At 72.5% G+C, this 17,138-nt stretch carries 20 protein-coding genes; 8 read left to right on the forward strand and 12 right to left on the reverse strand.

Annotated elements, in window-relative coordinates; translation table 11 throughout:
* Positions 1–59: 59 nt before the first annotated feature.
* Together ACZ4Z3_RS04130 and ACZ4Z3_RS04135 are read left to right on the forward strand one after the other, a co-directional pair.
* Positions 60–293: a hypothetical protein gene (locus ACZ4Z3_RS04130; protein WP_079049939.1), complete on the forward strand. Its 234-nt coding sequence runs from the start codon at positions 60–62 to the stop codon at positions 291–293.
* A 105-nt stretch (positions 294–398) separates the two neighbouring features.
* Positions 399–1,208, forward strand: coding sequence for an SURF1 family cytochrome oxidase biogenesis protein (locus ACZ4Z3_RS04135; protein ID WP_468499575.1), 810 nt, complete (start codon positions 399–401; stop codon positions 1,206–1,208).
* 75 nt (positions 1,209–1,283) lie between these two features.
* Here the strand turns inward: ACZ4Z3_RS04135 and ACZ4Z3_RS04140 are convergent, their stop codons facing one another.
* From ACZ4Z3_RS04140 to ACZ4Z3_RS04155, 4 genes are all read right to left on the reverse strand, one after another.
* Complete coding sequence (locus tag ACZ4Z3_RS04140) at positions 1,284–2,228, reverse strand: hypothetical protein (protein ID WP_468499576.1); 945 nt, start codon at positions 2,226–2,228, stop codon at positions 1,284–1,286.
* Between the two features lie 265 nt (positions 2,229–2,493).
* Complete coding sequence (locus ACZ4Z3_RS04145) at positions 2,494–2,691, reverse strand: CstA-like transporter-associated (seleno)protein (protein ID WP_468499577.1); 198 nt, start codon at positions 2,689–2,691, stop codon at positions 2,494–2,496.
* Complete coding sequence (locus ACZ4Z3_RS04150) at positions 2,688–4,844, reverse strand: carbon starvation CstA family protein (RefSeq protein WP_468499578.1); 2,157 nt, start codon at positions 4,842–4,844, stop codon at positions 2,688–2,690. Before ACZ4Z3_RS04150 ends, ACZ4Z3_RS04145 begins: the two co-directional genes overlap by 4 nt.
* A gap of 70 nt (positions 4,845–4,914) precedes the next feature.
* Positions 4,915–5,163: a DUF3311 domain-containing protein gene (locus tag ACZ4Z3_RS04155; RefSeq protein ID WP_468499579.1), complete on the reverse strand. Its 249-nt coding sequence runs from the start codon at positions 5,161–5,163 to the stop codon at positions 4,915–4,917.
* 223 nt (positions 5,164–5,386) lie between these two features.
* Between ACZ4Z3_RS04155 and ACZ4Z3_RS04160 the strand changes: the two genes are divergently transcribed.
* The 5 genes from ACZ4Z3_RS04160 (at position 5,387) to ACZ4Z3_RS04180 (ending at position 10,508) form a co-directional block, all read left to right on the forward strand.
* Positions 5,387–6,928: a sodium:solute symporter family protein gene (locus tag ACZ4Z3_RS04160; protein ID WP_468499580.1), complete on the forward strand. Its 1,542-nt coding sequence runs from the start codon at positions 5,387–5,389 to the stop codon at positions 6,926–6,928.
* Positions 6,925–7,578, forward strand: a complete 654-nt coding sequence (locus ACZ4Z3_RS04165) for a SigE family RNA polymerase sigma factor (protein WP_468499581.1) — start codon at positions 6,925–6,927, stop codon at positions 7,576–7,578. Before ACZ4Z3_RS04160 ends, ACZ4Z3_RS04165 begins: the two co-directional genes overlap by 4 nt.
* Positions 7,575–7,868: a hypothetical protein gene (locus ACZ4Z3_RS04170; protein WP_055712401.1), complete on the forward strand. Its 294-nt coding sequence runs from the start codon at positions 7,575–7,577 to the stop codon at positions 7,866–7,868. Before ACZ4Z3_RS04165 ends, ACZ4Z3_RS04170 begins: the two co-directional genes overlap by 4 nt.
* An 83-nt stretch (positions 7,869–7,951) precedes the next feature.
* Positions 7,952–9,748 carry a glycoside hydrolase family 15 protein gene (locus tag ACZ4Z3_RS04175; protein WP_468499582.1) on the forward strand — a complete coding sequence of 599 codons (1,797 nt, stop codon included), beginning with the start codon at positions 7,952–7,954 and terminating at the stop codon, positions 9,746–9,748.
* A gap of 4 nt (positions 9,749–9,752) precedes the next feature.
* Positions 9,753–10,508, forward strand: a complete 756-nt coding sequence (locus ACZ4Z3_RS04180) for an SDR family oxidoreductase (RefSeq protein ID WP_468499583.1) — start codon at positions 9,753–9,755, stop codon at positions 10,506–10,508.
* 52 nt (positions 10,509–10,560) lie between these two features.
* On the opposite strand, the gene amaP is transcribed toward ACZ4Z3_RS04180, so the two are convergent.
* From amaP to ACZ4Z3_RS04205, 5 genes are read right to left on the reverse strand one after another with little or no spacing between them, the layout of a single operon-like run.
* Positions 10,561–11,139 (reverse strand): alkaline shock response membrane anchor protein AmaP, encoded by a 579-nt coding sequence (gene amaP / locus ACZ4Z3_RS04185; protein ID WP_468499584.1) that lies wholly within the window; start codon positions 11,137–11,139, stop codon positions 10,561–10,563.
* 4 nt (positions 11,140–11,143) lie between these two features.
* Positions 11,144–11,842 (reverse strand): DUF6286 domain-containing protein, encoded by a 699-nt coding sequence (locus tag ACZ4Z3_RS04190; RefSeq protein WP_468499585.1) that lies wholly within the window; start codon positions 11,840–11,842, stop codon positions 11,144–11,146.
* Positions 11,839–12,210, reverse strand: coding sequence for an Asp23/Gls24 family envelope stress response protein (locus tag ACZ4Z3_RS04195; RefSeq protein WP_468499586.1), 372 nt, complete (start codon positions 12,208–12,210; stop codon positions 11,839–11,841). The genes ACZ4Z3_RS04190 and ACZ4Z3_RS04195 overlap by 4 nt, the downstream gene beginning before the upstream one ends.
* Positions 12,207–12,392 (reverse strand): hypothetical protein, encoded by a 186-nt coding sequence (locus tag ACZ4Z3_RS04200; protein ID WP_468499587.1) that lies wholly within the window; start codon positions 12,390–12,392, stop codon positions 12,207–12,209. Before ACZ4Z3_RS04200 ends, ACZ4Z3_RS04195 begins: the two co-directional genes overlap by 4 nt.
* 30 nt (positions 12,393–12,422) lie before the next feature.
* Positions 12,423–12,917, reverse strand: a complete 495-nt coding sequence (locus tag ACZ4Z3_RS04205) for an Asp23/Gls24 family envelope stress response protein (protein WP_468499588.1) — start codon at positions 12,915–12,917, stop codon at positions 12,423–12,425.
* 85 nt (positions 12,918–13,002) lie between these two features.
* Between ACZ4Z3_RS04205 and ACZ4Z3_RS04210 the strand changes: the two genes are divergently transcribed.
* A complete protein-coding gene (locus tag ACZ4Z3_RS04210; protein WP_468499589.1) occupies positions 13,003–13,761 on the forward strand; it encodes an Asp23/Gls24 family envelope stress response protein in 759 nt (252 codons plus the stop codon).
* A gap of 103 nt (positions 13,762–13,864) precedes the next feature.
* On the opposite strand, the gene ACZ4Z3_RS04215 is transcribed toward ACZ4Z3_RS04210, so the two are convergent.
* The 3 genes from ACZ4Z3_RS04215 to ACZ4Z3_RS04225 form a co-directional block, all read right to left on the reverse strand.
* Positions 13,865–14,656, reverse strand: coding sequence for an enoyl-CoA hydratase/isomerase family protein (locus ACZ4Z3_RS04215; protein ID WP_468499590.1), 792 nt, complete (start codon positions 14,654–14,656; stop codon positions 13,865–13,867).
* Between the two features lie 117 nt (positions 14,657–14,773).
* Positions 14,774–14,995, reverse strand: coding sequence for a helix-turn-helix domain-containing protein (locus ACZ4Z3_RS04220; protein ID WP_006123601.1), 222 nt, complete (start codon positions 14,993–14,995; stop codon positions 14,774–14,776).
* A gap of 360 nt (positions 14,996–15,355) precedes the next feature.
* Positions 15,356–16,954 carry an ABC-F family ATP-binding cassette domain-containing protein gene (locus tag ACZ4Z3_RS04225; RefSeq protein WP_468499591.1) on the reverse strand — a complete coding sequence of 533 codons (1,599 nt, stop codon included), beginning with the start codon at positions 16,952–16,954 and terminating at the stop codon, positions 15,356–15,358.
* Positions 16,955–17,138 lie beyond the last annotated feature (184 nt).

The following is a 17,138-nucleotide window of genomic DNA, read 5'->3' on the forward strand; positions in this document are numbered from 1 at the left end:
CGGGCGACTCGCCCGCCGTCCGCTCGCCCGTACCGCGTCGGCGCCGCACCCTGTGGCGCATGGCACGTTGCGAAGTCTGCGGAAACGACTACGGCATGACCTTCGAGGTGCACGCGCAGGGCGCGGTGCACGTCTTCGACTGTTTCGCCTGCGCGATCCACCGGATGGCCCCGATCTGCGAGCACTGCCGCGTGCAGATCATCGGCCAGGGAGTCGAGGTCGAGGGCCACTGGTACTGCGGCGCCCATTGCGCGCGGGCCGAGGGGAGGGTGGGGATCGTCGACAAGGTCTGATCCGTCCCGCCGGGCTACGGTCGCCCCGACCCCCGAGGCCGTAGCCGGCCGGCCGAGCGTGCACCCGCCCGAACGCGCCCCACGACCGAGTTGTACGGTCGTGGGGTGTACCGCTTCCTGTTGTCCCGGCAGTGGGTGATCCTCACTCTGCTCGCGCTCGTCCTGATCCCGACGATGGTCAGGCTGGGCTTCTGGCAGATGCATCGGTACGAGGAGCGCTCCGCGCGGAACCAGCTCGTCGCCGACGCGCTGGCCGCGAGGCCGGTGCCCGTGGAGCGGCTGACGTCCCCCGGGCACACGGTGACCAGCTCCGAGCGCTACCGGACGGTGACCGCGCAGGGCCGGTTCGACACCGACGACGAGGTCGTCGTCCGCCGCCGCACCAACGCCGACGACGAGGTCGGCTTCCACGTCCTGACGCCGTTCGTCCTCGACGACGGCAAGGTCCTGCTCGTCAACCGCGGCTGGATCCCCTCGGCCGGGCCCAGCCAGACCGTGTTCCCCAAGATCCCCGCGCCGCCCGCCGGTGAGGTCACCGTCACCGGGCGGCTGATGCCCGACGAGACGACCGAGGCCAGCGGGATCAAGGACCTCAAGGGACTGCCCGACCGGCAGATCATGCTGATCAACAGCGGGCAGGAGGCGAAGCGCCTCGACGCCCGGGTGCTCGGCGGGTATGTCGCGCAGACGGCGCCCGAGCCGAAGGGCGACAGCCCGGAACCCCTCGGCAGCCCCGGCGACGAGAACGCCGCGCTGAACTACGCGTACGCCCTCCAGTGGTGGCTTTTCGCCGCGGCCGTCCCCGTCGGCTACGTCATCCTCGCCCGCCGGGAACGCCGCGATCGTGAGGCGGCCGCGGCCACCGCCGAGCAGGCGGACGACGAGGAGAAGACGACGACGCCCTCTCCGGCGTAGCCGCCTCGCCCGGCGTCGCCGCCTCGCCCCATCCGGCCGGCCCGCAAGACCTCGCCCGTGCAGCGGTCCGCCGGGTCAGCGCCCCGTCGCCCTGTCCCGCCAGTAGGTGAAGGTCCGCTCCGGCTCCGGCAGCAGGTTCCAGGGGTGGGGGGTCATGTGCCGGCCCAGGCGGCGAAAGACGGGGGCGGCCTCGTCGGGGCGGTGGGCGCGGGTCAGGGCGAAGGCCAGGACGTTGAGGTCGGTGACGGCTTCCGCGTGGGGCGGGGCAGCGGCGTCGAACCAGTTCCGCAGCGCCAGGTCGATCTCGTGGACCGCCCGCGGTTCGTTCCAGTTGCCGCCCGTTCCCAGCGACTCGATCGGTGTCTCCCCCTGGCGGTGGGCCATGAGTTCCACACGGGCGGCGACGGGGAGCAGGGCGAGAGGTGAGCCGTGCGGGGCGCGGACCGCGGCCTGCCAGGCGAAGTCCATCATGTCGGGGACGGTGCCGTGGCCGCGTGGGGAGAGGTAGCGCAGCAGCCGGTGGTAGGCCGTGCGCAGCCATGGTGCCCGGTTCACCGCCTCCGTCCAGACGGGCACCGCGTCCTTGACCGGTACGGCGCAGGAGTGCATCAGGGACAGCAGGGCCAGCCAGGGGGCGGGGTCCTCGGGGCACGCCTCGGTGGCGCGGAGGCAGAGGTGTTCGGCGCGGCGGACGGCCGCGTGGTCTGCGGCCGGTGCCCGGTCCGCCTCCACGAAGGCCCGCAGGACGAGGGCGTCGCCGTCGGCCGGGCGGTCGGCGATCCAGCGCTGTGAGACGGCGGCGGGCAGACGCCGGGCCAGTACGGCGATCCGGTGTGTCCGGCGGTCCCAGTCCCGGCCGGTGGTGTGCAGCAGCGTGGCGACCGGTTCCCAGACGGGCCGGGTGCGGCCGGCGCCGAGGCCGTGCAGCTGCTGGGTGGGCCGGAGTTCGGTGAGGGTGGCGTGCAGGAGGTCGTCGTCCAGTGCGGGACGGATCAGCGGGGTGGGGCGGCGTCTCAGCATCGCGGGGCCGGCTCCGGTCGGGGGCGGAAAGGGCAGGTAAGGGGGCGCGCGGGTTCGGAGCCGGGTGCGGGTGGGTGGGGGTGGTTCGCGCAGTGCCCCGCGCCCCCTGAAAAGCGACCGGGGCTCCGCCCCTTGCTTTTCGCAGAAGGCTGGGCCGCGGGCCCATGCCTTCAGGGGCGCGGGGCGGTGACACATACGGCTCCGCCGCGTGGGCGCGACCACCCATCCACCCGCACCCGCCGACGAACCCGCGCCCGGCGGTGCGTCAGCAGCAGCGCCCCTCCGGTCGCTCCTCCCGGCGGCGGGTCCGCAGGACGTCGTACTCCCTGCGTGTCGGGACCGGCGCGCCCGCGTGCCGGCGGCGGTGGCGCTCGCAGTAGCGGTCGTACTCGGCCTCCCCCATCAGTTCCCGGAGGTACCAGCGCACGGTCCGTGCCCAGTGGCGGACGTTCGGGGCCGTCATCGGCGGGCCTCCACCAGGTCGTCGTCGGACCGCTCGGGCAGGTCGTCGATGCGGGACTCGACGTAGGGCGCCTCGGTCGTCGGGAGCGGGGACGGGGAGCGTACGGCGCGGACGCAGACCACCGCGCAGTTGACGAGGACCGTGAGGACGAGGAGGAGGAAGATCGCCATGATCACACCGTCGACCGTGTTGTTGAGGACGATGGTGTGCATGTCGTCCATGGTCGTGGCGCCGGGCAGCAACTCGCCCCTGTCGATGGCGGCCGCGTACTTGTCGCGCAGGGCGAAGAAGCCGATCGCCGGGTTGTCGGAGAAGATCTTCTGCCAGCCGGCGGTGAAGGTGACCGCCACGTCCCAGGCCAGCGGTATGCCGGTGACCCAGGCCCAGCGGAGCTTCCCCGACTTGATCAGGACGGTCGTGGTGACGGCGAGGGCGACCGCGGCGAGCAGCTGGTTGGCGATGCCGAACAGCGGGAACAGCTGCTTGATGCCGCCGAGGGGGTCGGTGACACCGGCGTGGAGGAAGTAGCCCCAGGCGCCGACGACGAGGGCGCTGGTGATCCAGATGCCCGGCTTCCAGGTGACCCGGCCGATCGGCTTCCAGACGTTGCCGAGCATGTCCTGGAGCATGAAGCGGCCCACGCGGGTGCCGGCGTCCACGGTGGTGAGGATGAACAGCGCCTCGAACATGATCGCGAAGTGGTACCAGAAGGCCTTCATCCCGGCGCCGCCGAAGACCCCGGCGAAGATCTCCGACATACCGACGGCCAGGGTGGGCGCGCCGCCGGAGCGGCCGACGAGGGTCTCCTCCTCGACGGCCTTGGCCGCCGCGGTGAGCTGTTCGGGGGTGATGGTGAAGCCGAGGTTCCTGACCGCCTCGGCGGCGGTGTCGACGCTCGGGCCGAGCAGCGCGGCCGGGGAGTTCATGGCGTAGAAGAGGCCGGGCTCCAGGACGCACGCGGCGATCAGGGCCATCACGGCGACGAAGGACTCCGTGAGCATCGAGCCGTAGCCGATGAGCCGGACCTGGGACTCCTTGCGGATCAGCTTCGGGGTGGTGCCGGAGGAGACCAGGGCGTGGAAGCCGGAGAGGGCGCCGCAGGCGATGGTGATGAAGAGGAAGGGGAACAGGGAGCCGGCGAAGACCGGTCCGGCGCCGGTGTGGGCGAACTCGGTGACCGATTCCGCCCGGAGGTTCGGGGCGGCGATGACCACGCCGACGGCCATCAGGGCGATGGTGCCGACCTTCATGAAGGTGGAGAGGTAGTCGCGGGGGGCGAGCAGCATCCACACGGGGAGCACGGAGGCGACGAAGCCGTAGCCGACCAGGCAGAACACCAGGGTCTCGGGGCTCCAGACGAAGTACTCGGCGAGCGAGGAGCCCTGGATCCAGCCGCCGCCGAGGATGGCGAGCAGGAGGAGGGCCACGCCGATGAAGCTGGTCTCGACGACCCGGCCGGGGCGCAGATAACGCAGGTAGAAGCCCATGAAGAGGGCGATGGGAATGGTCATGGTGACCGAGAAGGTGCCCCACGCGGACTCGGCGAGGGCGTTGACGACGACCATCGCGAGCACGGCGAGCAGGATGATCATGATGGCGAAGACGCCGATCAGCGCGGCGGCTCCGCCCACCTTGCCGATCTCGTCACGGGCCATCTGGCCGAGGCTCTTGCCGTCCCGGCGCATGGAGAGGAACAGGACGATCATGTCCTGGACGGCGCCCGCGAAGATGACGCCCGCGATGATCCAGATGGTGCCCGGCAGATAGCCCATCTGCGCGGCGAGGACCGGGCCGACCAGCGGACCGGCACCCGCGATGGCCGCGAAGTGGTGGCCGAACAGCACCCGCTTGTCGGTGGGGTGGTAGTCGACGCCGTCCTCCAGCCGTTCGGCGGGGGTGGCGCGGGTGTCGTCGACCTGGAGGACCCGGCGGGCGATGAACCGGGAGTAGAAGCGGTAGGCGATCGCGTACGAGCCGAGGGCCGCCACGACCAGCCAGACGGCGGAGATCTCCTCGTCCCGGGACAGGGCGAGCACGGCCCAGCCGAGGGCGCCGACGAGGGCGACGGTGATCCATATCGCGAGGGATTTCGGTGACATCCGGGGCTTTTCCGGCGCGGTACGGCCGGCTTCGGGCATGGCTGATGTGGGCATGGCGGCTCCTGACCTCAACGGGTGTGCGGCAAGACAGGCGGAGAGAAGGAAGGGAGAAGGAGGGTGCGGCTCAGCGAGGGCGGTATCGGCGCCGTTCTGGGCGCCGGTCTCGCTGTCGTTCCGTCAGCGCGTACGCGGCGAGCAGGCAGAGGCCGCACCCCGGCACCCAGGCGAGCTGGTACCAGTAGAAGAACGGCGTCCCGGCCAGTCGCGGTTCGGCACCGGCGTACCAGGGGACCCACAGCAGGCCCGCTGCGGGCGCGAGGAGCAGTACGGCGATCGCGACGCGCCGTAGCCGGTGATGACCGGTCCGTGGCATGACCTGCGCTCCTCTCCCGCTTCCTGTGGGTCTGTGCAAGAGTTGCCCACCCGCTCGGATCGGTTGACAGCGAATTTCCACGAGATTCCGCGAAATTTCCTCCGGTCACCGGTCAACCGAAGCGGCGGTCCACGCAACTACCGCGTGAAGGCCCCCCGGCGCGCCAAAGGCGGCGCGGCACCTCGGGACGGTGCGGGGCCAGGCACACCAAGGACGGTGAACCATGGCGGACGCTGCCATGACCGCGACGTTCCTCGCCGTGATCGGCGGAGCGTCGCTGCTCGCCGTCACCGCGCGCCGGCTGCGCCCCACCGACCGGCTGCCGTCCCTGGAGGGCTGGGCGCTGGCCGACCGCTCCCTCGGCCCCGTGTGGACCTGGCTGCTGCTCGGCGGCACCATCTTCACGGCGTACACGTTCACCGCCGTGCCCGGCCTGGCCTACGGCAACGGGGCGCCCGCGTTCTTCGCGGTGCCGTACACGGTGATCGTCTGCCCGCTGGCCTTCGTGCTGCTGACCCGGCTGTGGGAGGTGGCCCGGCGCCACGGCTATGTGACGGCCGGGGACTTCGTGCGCGGCCGGTACGGTTCGGCGCCGCTCGCGCTGGTGGTGGCGCTGACCGGGATCCTCGCGACGATGCCGTATCTGGCGCTGCAGCTGCTCGGCATCCGCGCGGTGCTGACGGCCGGGGGCGTCTACCCGAAGGGCGCGGCCGGTGATCTGGTGATGGTGGCGCTGTTCGCGGGGCTCGCCGTGGCGACGTACCGGCACGGGCTGCGGGCGCCCGCCGTGATCTCGGCGCTGAAGGCGGTGGCCGTCTTCGTGTCGCTGACCGCCGTGTGCTGGCTGGTCCTGCGCCGGTTCGGCGGTCCGGGCCCGGTGTTCGACGGGGCGGCGGAGCGGCTCGGCGGACCGGCCCTGCTCCTCTCCCCCGAGCAGCAGCCCGCCTACGCCACGCTCGCGCTGGGCTCGGCGCTCGCCCTGCTGATGTACCCGCACGTCCTGACCGCCGGGTTCGCCGCCGACGGCCCGCGCACCGTCCGCAAGGTCACGGTGGCCCTGCCCGCCTGGACCGGGCTGCTCGCCCTCTTCGGTTTCCTCGGCGTCGCGGCGCTCGCGACCGGGGTGCGGGCACCGGAGGGCGGCGCCGAGGCGGCCGTCCCGATGCTGGTGGACCGGCTGATGCCGGGGCCGCTGGCCGGGCTGGTGTTCGGGGCGATCACCGTGGGCGCGCTGGTCCCGGCGGCGGTGATGTCGATCGCGGCCGCCACCGGCTTCGTCCGCAATGTGTACGTGGAGTACTTCCAGCCCACCGCCACACCGAAGCGGCAGGTGCGGATCGCCAAGGCGGTGTCGCTGACCGCGAAGCTGGGAGCGGTGGCGTTCGTGTTCGGGCTGCGCGACCAGGACGCCATCAACCTCCAGCTGCTGGGCGGGGTGTGGATCCTGCAGATCTTCCCGGCGGTGGCGGTCGGCCTCTTCACCGGGCGGCTGCATCCCCGGGCGCTGCTCACCGGGTGGGCCGTCGGCATGGTGACCGGCACGTTCCTGGTGGTGCGGGAGGGGTTCTCCTCGATCGTACTGCTGGGCGGCGGCTCGCTGGAGGTCTACGCCGGCCTGCTCGCCCTCCTGGTGAACCTGACCGTGGCGGTGGCCGCCACCGCGATCCTCGAACGGCTCGGTGTCCCGCGCGGCGCCGACGTGACCGACCTACCGTCCCGCCTGATGGTCAGGCGGCGCCCCGAGACGGGAGCGAGCAACCCGTGAGACGCAGACACCACATGAGCGTGCCGGTGCCACCGCCGACGGCCCCCGCCGACGGTCCGCAGGGAGGCGGCGTACGGCCCCCGGCGGCCGTCGAACCGCTGGTGCCGCGGCCGACGCGGCCGGGCGAGCCCCTCGCCCCCGCCGCGAGCGACCCGGTCGACGTGGAGCGCGAAGCCGGTGTCGCCCGGCTGTTCGAGCTGCACTACTCCTCGATGCTGCGGCTCGCGGTCCTGCTGGGCGCCGACGACCCCGAGAACGTGGTGGCCGAGGCGTACTACCAGATCTACCGCAAGTGGCGGCGCCTGAAGGACGCCGAGGCGGCCGAGGCGTATCTGCGCTCCACGGTCTGCAACCTCACCCGGATGCGGATACGGCACCTCCAGGTCGTCCGCAGGCACACGGAGACCCCGCCGGACGAGGCGGTCGCCTCCGCCGAGAGCACGGCCCTGCTCCACGACGACCAGCGGGTGCTGATCGGCGCGCTCCAGCAGCTGCCCGCCCGGCAGCGGGAGGCGCTCGTGCTGCGCCACTGGCTGGGGCTGAAGGAGAGCGAGATCGCCGCCGCGATGGGGATCTCCTGCGGCTCGGTCAAGACCCACACCGCACGCGGCCTCGCCGCCCTGACCCAGGCGATGGAGGCCCGGCGATGAACGACACCACCGGCAACGACACCGGCCGGGACCGCACCGAGCGGGAACTGGAGGAGGCGCTCGCCGCGCTCGCGGGCGGCGTCCACGCGGCCCCCGACGCCTACCGCACGGCCCGCGGCGACTGGCTCCGCCGCGAACGCCGCCGCCGGCTCGTCCTCGCGGTGCTGATCATGGTCGTGTTCGCGCTGGCCACCCTGATCGGCCTCTGGGTCCTCAACCAGACCCCGTCGAGCCCCGGCGTGATCTTCTCGGGGGTGGGCGGCACGACGGCGGGCACCGGGCCGGGCTGAGCGCGAGGGCCGGCGACGACCGTGCGCCCCGCGTGCCGCATTCCGTGGGACTGATCATCCCCTGCTCAGGGAACCCGGCTTCCGTGCACCCCCGAATAGAGGACTACGCGCTGATCGGTGACCACCAGACGGCCGCCCTGGTGAGCAACCGGGGCTCGATCGACTGGCTGTGCCTGCCCCGGTTCGACTCGGCGGCCTGCTTCGCCGCGCTGCTCGGCACCGAGGAGAACGGGCACTGGCGGATCGCGCCGACCGGCGCCGGGACCTGTACGCGGCGCGCGTACCGCAAGGACACGCTGGTCCTGGACACCGAGTGGGAGACGAACGACGGCGCGGTCCGCGTGACCGACTTCATGCCCCAGCGCGACCGCGCCCCCGACGTCGTCCGGGTCGTCGAGGGCCTGGCGGGCCGGGTGACCGTCCGCTCCACGATCCGCCTCCGCTTCGACTACGGCTCCGCCGTCCCCTGGATGCGCCGGTCCGACGGCCACCGGGTGGCGGTCGCGGGCCCGGACTCGGTCTGGCTGCGCAGCGAGCCCGAGGTGCGCACCTGGAGCGAGGACCGCGCCACCTACGCCGAGTTCACCGTGGAACCGGGCGAGAAGATCGCGTTCGTCCTCACCTGGCACCCCTCGCACGAGCCGCGCCCCCGCCTGGTCGACCCGTACGAGTCGCTGCGCACGAGCGTGCACGACTGGCGGGCCTGGGCGGCGCACTGCCGCTACGACGGGCCGTACCGGGACGAGGTGGTCCGCTCCCTGATCACCCTCAAGGCCCTCACCTACGAACCCACCGGCGGGATCGTCGCGGCCGCCACCACCTCGCTCCCCGAGGAGATCGGCGGGGTGCGCAACTGGGACTACCGCCACTGCTGGCTGCGCGACTCCACCCTCACCCTCGGCGCCCTGCTGGCCTGCGGCTACCAGCAGGAGGCCGAGGCCTGGCGCGACTGGCTGCTGCGCGCGGTCGCCGGCGACCCGGCGGACCTGCGGATCATGTACGGCCTGGCCGGTGAACGGCGCCTGCCCGAGTACGAACTGCCGTGGCTGGCCGGCTACGAGAACTCCCGCCCCGTCCGCATCGGCAACGACGCCATCCAGCAGAGGCAGCTCGACGTGTACGGCGAGGTCATGGACTCCGTGACCCTGTCCCGGCGTTCGGGGCTGCCCGCGAAGCCCCAGATGTGGCGGATGCAGTGCACCCTGATGGAGTACCTGCGGTCGGTGTGGCGCGAGCCCGACGAGGGGCTGTGGGAGGTGCGCGGGCCGCGCCGGCACTTCACGCACTCCAAGGTGATGTCCTGGGCGGCCGCCGACCGGGCGGTGCGCACCCTGGAGGACGACCCGGAGCTGTCCGGCGACCTCGACGGCTGGCGCGCGCTGCGGGACGAGATCCACCACGAGGTCTGCGCCCGCGGCTACGACGCCGAACGCAACACGTTCACCCAGTCGTACGGCTCCCGCGAACTCGACGCGTCGCTGCTGCTCATCCCCCGGATGGGCTTCCTGCCGGCGGACGACCCCCGGGTCGTCGGCACCGTCGACGCGATCCGTGAGGAGCTGTGCCACGACGGGTTCGTGCGCCGCTACAGCGCCGACCACCTCTCCTCGACGGCGTCCGTGGACGGGCTGCCGGGCAGCGAGGGCACGTTCCTGGTGTGTTCGTTCTGGCTCGCCGACGCCCTGCATCTGACCGGCCGCACGAAGGAGGCCCGCGAGCTGTTCGAGCGGCTGCTGGGGCTCACCAACGACGTGGGGCTGCTCGCCGAGGAGTACGACCCGGTCGCGGGCCGCCAGCTGGGGAACTTCCCGCAGGCGTTCAGCCATGTCGGTCTGGTGGGCACCGCCCTCGCCCTGTTCGACGGCGACGAGGCAGGATAGGGCCATGGATCTTGGGCTGAAGGACCGTGTCTACATCGTCACCGGCGCGACCCGCGGGCTGGGCAACGCGGCGGCGCGGGAACTCGTCGCCGACGGCGCGAAGGTGGTCGTGACCGGCCGCGAGGAGGAAAGCGTGGTCGAGGCGGCGGCCGCGCTCGGGCCGAACGCGGTGGGGGTGGCCGCCGACAACGCCGACCCGGAGACCGCCGGCCGTCTCATCGCCGTCGCCCGCGAGCGGTTCGGGCGGTTCGACGGTGTCCTCGTCAGCGTGGGCGGGCCCGCGCCCGGTTTCGTCGCGGACAACACGGACGAACAGTGGACCGCCGCGTTCGAGTCGGTTTTCCTGGGCGCGGTCCGGCTGGCGCGGGCCGCCGCCGAGGAGCTGGGCGAGGGCGGTGTCATCGGGTTCGTGCTGTCCGGGTCGGTGCACGAACCGATCCCCGGTCTGACGATCTCCAACGGTCTGCGGCCGGGTCTGGCCGGCTTCGCCAAGTCGCTCGCTGACGAGCTGGGGCCGCGCGGGATCCGGGTCGTGGGACTGCTGCCGGCCCGGATCGACACGGACCGGGTGCGGGAGCTGGACGGGATGTCGGCCGACCCGGAGGCCACGCGCGCCGCGCACGAGTCGCGGATCCCGCTGCGGCGGTACGGGCGGCCGGAGGAGTTCGGGCGGACGGCGGCGTTCCTGCTTTCCCCGGCCGCGTCCTATCTGACGGGCCTCATGCTGCCGGTCGACGGCGGCATGCGGCACGGCTTCTGACTCCTCGCCGGGGTCTCGGTTCGTCGGGGTTTCGGTGACATGCGGGGCTTCGTCAGCTCACGCGTTCCGCTCGGTGTTTGACCCCGCGCAGTCTGACCTCCGCCGGCAGCGCCGCCAGGCCCGCCGAGTCCCTGGCGTGCGCCACGGCCTCGGTGGTCAGGCGGTGCAGGGTGTCGGCGGGGTGCGCGTGGGGTTGGAGGCGGGCGCGGAGCCGGGCCTCGGGGGCGTTGCGGCGGCCGGTGAGATGGGCGTGGGCCCGTTCGACGCCGTCCAGCCGGGCGGCCTCCGTGGTCAGGACGCCCTCCAGGGCGCGGCCCCGCAGCAGCGCGCCCTCGCCGTCGCCGGTGTCGACGAGGACCTCGGTGAGCCGGTGACGGCGCAGTACGGCGGTCAGCCACCACAGGGCGAGCAGCACCAGCAGGGCGAGCACCGCGATGACGGTGGGCCACCACCAGCCCTCGCCGCGCCACCGGGTGCGCTCGGCCTGGCTGAGCAGCACGTCGTGCCGCCCGTCGTGGATCCACCAGGACGGGGGTTCCAGACCGAGCCCGACGGCGAGTACGGCGCCGCCGATCACGAGGAGCACCAGGCCGATGATCCCGAGCAGCACCCTGTTCACGGTCCGCAGCATGGTGTCACCCCTTCCGGCCGGGGCGCCGTACGTGCACGGACAGGGCGGGCGGCCGGGCGAGGCCCAGGCCCCGGATGCCGTCGGTGAGCGTGGCGTCGAGGTCGGCCCGGACCTCGTCGAGTTCCCGGAAGTGGGACACCGCGCGGACGTCGACCCTCTTCCGGCCGACACGGACCCGTACGGACTGCACTCCCGACACCTCCATGGCCCGGTCGCGCAGCACCAGCGCGGCGGCGGGCCGGTGCAGGCCCGCCCGGACGTGGGGGTCGAGGCGGCGCATCGGCAGCACGTCCCGCAGACCGGGGGTGGCGGCCAGCAGGAGCAGCCAGAGGCCGAGGACGGCGGCGACCCCGGCGCCGGTCAGCACCCAGACGTCGTCGAGGGGGCGCTCGGCGAGTTCCCTGGCCAGGGAGCGGCGCCAGGCCATGGCGGGCCGGTCGGCGCGAACGGCGGCGATGTCGTACAGGAGGAGGCCCGCGCCCGCCAGGAGCAGCAGGGCGAGGATGCCGGCGGGGACACGGCGCGCGGACCAGAAGCGCCGGTCGCCCCCGTGCCCGTCCTCGACGGCGGTCGGCGGGTCGTAGGCGGCGGCCGACGCGGACTGATCCGGTCCGTCCGGCCCCTGGCCGGGGGGTGTCTCGTCGGTCTTCTCGATGACGGGCAGGCGTTGCGTGCTGCCGTCGGAGCTCCGGGGTTCGCTCATCGCGTCCTCCCCTGTGCCGCGTCGTGTGCGTGCGCCAGGTGCAGCCGTTCGACCTGGACGGCCACGTCCGATACGTGCATTCCCGCCAACGTCCCTACCCGCTCCATGACGTGGCGACGCACCGCAGCGCATTGGCCACCGATGTCGGAGGGGTAAGGGAGTTCGAGGGCGACGCGGACGCGCGCGGTCTCACGATGGACGACGACCGTCGCGTTGGGGGGCGCGGAGTCCGGCGGCGGTGCTCCCAGTGCCTCGCGCGCCGCCTGGCCGGCGATCTTCGCGACGACGCGGTCGGCGATGCGGGTCGCGCCGCGTTCCGCGGGCGCGACGGGCGTCCCCGTGGCGCGGCCGCTGTCGGCGAGGGTCATCGGCGTCGGTCGTCACGCGGACGGAAGAGGTCGCCGAGGTCCAGGTCCCCCTCCAGGAACCGGCCGACGACGAAGCCGACGGCGCCCAGCGCCGCCACCAACACAAAGGCACCGAATCCGCCGAAGTATCCGGCGAAGGCCAGCGCCATCCCGGCGATCATGCCGATCAGGGCCAGACTCATGCTGTACTCCTAGGGGGTCGGACGCTCCTGTCACTGCAGCCGGGTCTCCGACTCCTCCTCCTCGTCCTCCGGCAGCTTCACGTCGCTGACGGCGATGTTGACCTCGACGACCTCCAGGCCCGTCATCCGCTCGACGGCGGCGATGACGTTCTCGCGCACGGCGTGGGTGACATCGGAGATGGACACGCCGTAGTCGACGACGATCTCCAGGTCCAGGGCGGTCTGCACCTCGCCGACCTCGGCGTTCACTCCCCGGGTGACGGCTTTCGAGCCGCCGGGCACCCGGTCGCGGACGGCGCCGAAGGTCCGGGACATCCCGCTGCCCATGGTGTGTACACCGAGTACGTCGCGTGCCGCGAGTCCGGCGATCTTCTCGACGACGCCGTCGGCGATGGTCGTGCGCCCCCGCGTCGCCGGGTCGCCGCCGCCGCGCCGTACGGCCTTGCGGCCACCGGTCTGTCCGGGCGCCGGGTCCTTGGTGGTGTCGGGGCCCTCCGTCCGGTTCCGCTCCGTGATGTCGCTCATGGCGCACGTTCCTTCCAGTTGTCCTCCTTGCCCACATTAAGCCGGGTTGCGGCACCTTGCGCCGGGAATGCGGCAGTCTGGAGGAATGACGGCGGAGGGCTGGACCAACGCGGTACGACAGCAGCTGGGCCTGGGCCGGGTGCTCCCCCTGGGCGGCCCGCATGACGGCGCGTGGATCACGGAGGCGGCGGCCGAAGCGGTGCTGCGGCGCGCGACGGCCTCGATGCGCGGGGTGCGCCTCGGGAGCCTGCGGATCGCGCTCGCCGAGCCGGCCGAGGCGCAGACCCCGGCCGTTCCCGCTCCTCCGAGCGCCCTCCCGCCGGGCCCCCTGCGGGTCACCGCGGACTTCCTCGCCTCGGCGGTGCCGCCGGCCGAGCCGTTCCCCGTGACGGCGGCCCGGCTGCGGGCGGGTCTCGCCGAGGCCGCGGTGGAACGGCTGGGTCTCGCGGTGGCGGAGATCGATCTGCGGATGACGGATCTGCTGGGGGCCGACGAGCCCGGCGGTCCACCCCCGCCGGCCGCACCCGCGACGGCCGTGCCGCCCGATGACCGTGCTCCCGGCCGACCGGTTCCGCCGGATGACGGCGAGGAGTCCCGGGTGACCGCCGCGGCTCTGGGCGTTCCGGGGGTGAGTCGTCTGACCGGCGCCCTCGGCGGTCCGGGGCGGGCGGTCCACATCGACACCGGGCCCGCGCTGCCCCGCCGTCATGTCCGCGTCGAACTGGCGGTGACGGTGACGGAGGGCAGACGGGCCGCGGACGTCGCACGCGAGGTCCGCGCGAGGGTGGGCGGGGCACTTCCCGACCACCCGTCGGTGGCGGTCCTCGTCACGGCGGTCGAGTGAGTCGCTCCCTCTACGGCCAGTCGGGCTCTCTACGGCCAGTACGGGCGAGTCGCCCTCTTCGGTGGCCGAGTCGGCCACCGCTTCGGCGGCGCGTGGGTCGCCGTTACTCCGCGACGCCGGCGAGGTCCCGCAGGCGGCGGGCCTGGGCGGCCCGCTCGGCGGCGCGCTGCTCCTCGTAGTCCCGGCCGGCGGCGTCGCGCAGCAGCGCCTTGGTCTCGACGACCGCGTCGCGCGGCGCGGCGACGAGCGCGGCGACCAGGTCGCGTACCGCGTCGTCCAGTTGGTCGGCGGGCACGGCGAGGTTGGCCAGGCCGATGCGCTGGGCCTCCTCCGCCTGGACGAAGCGTCCGGTGAGGCAGATCTCCAGTGCGCGGCCGTAGCCGACGAGGCTCACCAGCGGATGCGTGCCGGTGAGGTCGGGCACGAGGCCCAGGCTGGTCTCGAGCATGGCGAACTGCACGTCGTCCGCGACAACGCGCAGGTCACAGGCGAGCGCGAGCTGGAAACCCGCGCCCACGGCATGTCCTTGCACAGCGGCGACGGACACGATGTCGTTCCGCCGCCACCAGGTGAAGGCCTCCTGGTATTCGGCGATGGTCGCGTCGAGCGCGGCGTCGTCACGACGCGCGAGGTCGATGAACGACGGTTCGCCCTCGATGCCCTCGGGAGTGAACATCTGCCGGTTGAGCCCGGCGGAGAACGACTTGCCCTCGGCCCGCAGCAGGACAACGCGGACGGAGCCCGGCACCGACCGCCCGGCCTCGGCGAGCGCCCGCCACAGAGCGGGGCTCTGTGCGTTGCGCTTGGCCGGGTTGGTCAGGGTCACCGTGGCGATCGCGTCGTCGACGGTGAGCCGTACGCCGTCCTTGTCGAGCAGCGGTTCGAGCGAAGCCATGGGGCGCCTCCGATGGGTGCGGTCAGCAGAGCAGAGCTAAGTGACTGCACAGTAACCACCCGGCCGATCAGACGACCGACCGGGTGGCCACCATCGAAGCCGATGGGCCGCCCGGCGTCAGGCCGACGCGGCCTTCTTGCCGCGCGTCGCGCCGCCACGCCCTCGAAGCGTGACGCCCGACTCGCTGAGCATCCGGTGTACGAAGCCATACGAGCGGCCGGTTTCCTCGGCCAGCGCCCGAATGCTCGCACCGGAGTCGTACTTCTTCTTCAGGTCTGCCGCGAGCTTGTCGCGCGCGGCGCCGGTAACCCGGCTGCCCTTCTTCAGAGTCTCGGCCACCCGGTCCTCCTCATGGGAAGTGCGCTCTGGTCTCCTCATGATCACCCCTCTGGCGCGTGATGGCCACCCATTCGGCAAGGTCCGTGGGACAAGCTTGTGACGACAGGAGCACGTCCCCACGAGCGGAACCTGTCATTCCGCACGGGCTTGTCCGTACGGCCGAACGAGTGGATTCGCGAAGTGGCAGGTCAGAGACGCGCGACGGCCGAGCCCTGCACACAGCGGGGCTCGGCCGCGAGATTCATGTACGACACACCCCGGTACGAGGAGATCTCACACAGATGATGGATCACCGATGGGCCGAATGATCCATAGGCCGTTGATCAACGGTTCGGCCGGACCTTCGGCACGGCCAACCGGTCAGGCGAGTGCCACCAGGTCGGCGTAGTCGGCGCCCCACAGGTCCTCGACACCGTCCGGCAGGAGGATGATCCGCTCCGGCTGGAGCGCCTCCACCGCGCCCTCGTCGTGGGTGACGAGGACGACCGCGCCCTTGTAGGTGCGCAGCGCCCCGAGGATCTCCTCACGGCTGGCGGGGTCGAGGTTGTTGGTGGGCTCGTCCAGCAGCAGGACGTTCGCCGACGACACCACCAGGGTGGCGAGGGCGAGCCGGGTCTTCTCACCGCCGGAGAGGACACCGGCGGGCTTGTCGACGTCGTCGCCGGAGAACAGGAACGAGCCGAGCACCTTGCGGACCTCGACGAGGTCCATGTCGGGGGCGGCGGAGCGCATGTTCTCCAGGACCGTGCGGTCCGGGTCGAGGGTCTCGTGCTCCTGCGCGTAGTAACCGAGCTTGAGGCCGTGGCCCTCGATGACCTCACCGGTGTCGGGCTTCTCCACGCCGCCGAGCAGACGCAGCAGCGTGGTCTTCCCGGCGCCGTTGAGGCCGAGGATGACGACGCGGGAGCCCTTGTCGATGGCGAGGTCGACGTCGGTGAAGATCTCCAGCGAGCCGTACGACTTCGACAGGCCCTCGGCGGTGAGCGGGGTCTTGCCGCAGGGCGCGGGCTCGGGGAAGCGGAGCTTGGCGACCTTGTCCTGCATGCGCACCGCTTCGAGGCCGGCGAGGAGCTTGTCGGCCCGCTTGGCCATGTTCTGCGCGGCGACGGTCTTGGTCGCCTTCGCGCGCATCTTGTCGGCCTGCGAGTGCAGCGCGGCGGCCTTCTTCTCGGCGTTGGCGCGCTCGCGCTTGCGACGCTTCTCGTCGGCCTCGCGCTGCTGCTGGTAGAGCTTCCAGCCCATGTTGTAGACGTCGATCTGGGCGCGGTTGGCGTCCAGGTAGAACACCTTGTTCACGACGGTCTCGACCAGGTCGACGTCGTGGCTGATGACGATGAACCCGCCGCGGTAGCTCTTGAGGTAGTCCCGCAGCCAGACGATCGAGTCGGCGTCGAGGTGGTTGGTCGGCTCGTCGAGCAGCAGGGTGTCCGCGTCGGAGAACAGGATGCGGGCCAGCTCGATACGGCGGCGCTGACCGCCGGAGAGGGTGTGCAGGGGCTGGCCCAGCACCCGGTCGGGCAGGTTGAGCGCGGCGGCGATGGTGGCGGCCTCGGCCTCGGCGGCGTACCCGCCCTTGGTGAGGAACTCCGTCTCCTGGCGTTCGTACTGCTTGAGGGCCTTCTCGCGGGTGGAGCCCTTGCCGCTGGCGATGCGCTGCTCGTTGTCCCGCATCTTGCGGATCAGGACGTCGAGGCCGCGGGCGGACAGGATGCGGTCGCGGGCCAGGACGTCGAGGTCGCCGGTGCGGGGGTCCTGCGGGAGGTAGCCGACCTCGCCGGAGCGGGTGACGGTGCCGGCGGCGGGGATGCCGTCACCGGCGAGGACCTTGGTGAGGGTGGTCTTGCCGGCGCCGTTGCGGCCGACCAGGCCGATGCGGTCGCCCTTGGCGACGCGGAAGGTGGCGGACTCGATGAGGACGCGGGCACCGGCGCGCAGCTCGATACCGGAGGCGGAGATCACGGACAGACTCCAGGGGCGGACTTGGGGTGGCGGGTGGGCGGCTGAGGACGTTCCCGCCGTCTAATGCGCGAGGAGAATGGCCATGGGCCGATTCTAACGGGGGGCTGCAAGCGGTTTTCCGCCCGCGTCCCAAGGGATCACGTGGTCTCGGTCACCGCCCGCGCCCGGTCGGCGCCGCCCGACG

It is taken from the genome of Streptomyces sp. NPDC030296 (genome assembly GCF_055572815.1).

Coding starts and splice junctions, on each gene's coding strand:
- ACZ4Z3_RS04130 (WP_079049939.1), top strand. CDS start 60: ATGGCACGTTGCGAAGTCTGCGGAAACGACTACGGCATGACCTTCGAG.
- ACZ4Z3_RS04140 (WP_468499576.1), bottom strand. CDS start 2,228: ATGCTGAGACGCCGCCCCACCCCGCTGATCCGTCCCGCACTGGACGAC.
- ACZ4Z3_RS04145 (WP_468499577.1), bottom strand. CDS start 2,691: ATGACGGCCCCGAACGTCCGCCACTGGGCACGGACCGTGCGCTGGTAC.
- ACZ4Z3_RS04150 (WP_468499578.1), bottom strand. CDS start 4,844: ATGCCCACATCAGCCATGCCCGAAGCCGGCCGTACCGCGCCGGAAAAG.
- ACZ4Z3_RS04155 (WP_468499579.1), bottom strand. CDS start 5,163: ATGCCACGGACCGGTCATCACCGGCTACGGCGCGTCGCGATCGCCGTA.
- ACZ4Z3_RS04160 (WP_468499580.1), top strand. CDS start 5,387: ATGGCGGACGCTGCCATGACCGCGACGTTCCTCGCCGTGATCGGCGGA.
- ACZ4Z3_RS04170 (WP_055712401.1), top strand. CDS start 7,575: ATGAACGACACCACCGGCAACGACACCGGCCGGGACCGCACCGAGCGG.
- ACZ4Z3_RS04180 (WP_468499583.1), top strand. CDS start 9,753: ATGGATCTTGGGCTGAAGGACCGTGTCTACATCGTCACCGGCGCGACC.
- amaP (WP_468499584.1), bottom strand. CDS start 11,139: ATGCTGCGGACCGTGAACAGGGTGCTGCTCGGGATCATCGGCCTGGTG.
- ACZ4Z3_RS04190 (WP_468499585.1), bottom strand. CDS start 11,842: ATGAGCGAACCCCGGAGCTCCGACGGCAGCACGCAACGCCTGCCCGTC.
- ACZ4Z3_RS04195 (WP_468499586.1), bottom strand. CDS start 12,210: ATGACCCTCGCCGACAGCGGCCGCGCCACGGGGACGCCCGTCGCGCCC.
- ACZ4Z3_RS04200 (WP_468499587.1), bottom strand. CDS start 12,392: ATGAGTCTGGCCCTGATCGGCATGATCGCCGGGATGGCGCTGGCCTTC.
- ACZ4Z3_RS04205 (WP_468499588.1), bottom strand. CDS start 12,917: ATGAGCGACATCACGGAGCGGAACCGGACGGAGGGCCCCGACACCACC.
- ACZ4Z3_RS04210 (WP_468499589.1), top strand. CDS start 13,003: ATGACGGCGGAGGGCTGGACCAACGCGGTACGACAGCAGCTGGGCCTG.
- ACZ4Z3_RS04215 (WP_468499590.1), bottom strand. CDS start 14,656: ATGGCTTCGCTCGAACCGCTGCTCGACAAGGACGGCGTACGGCTCACC.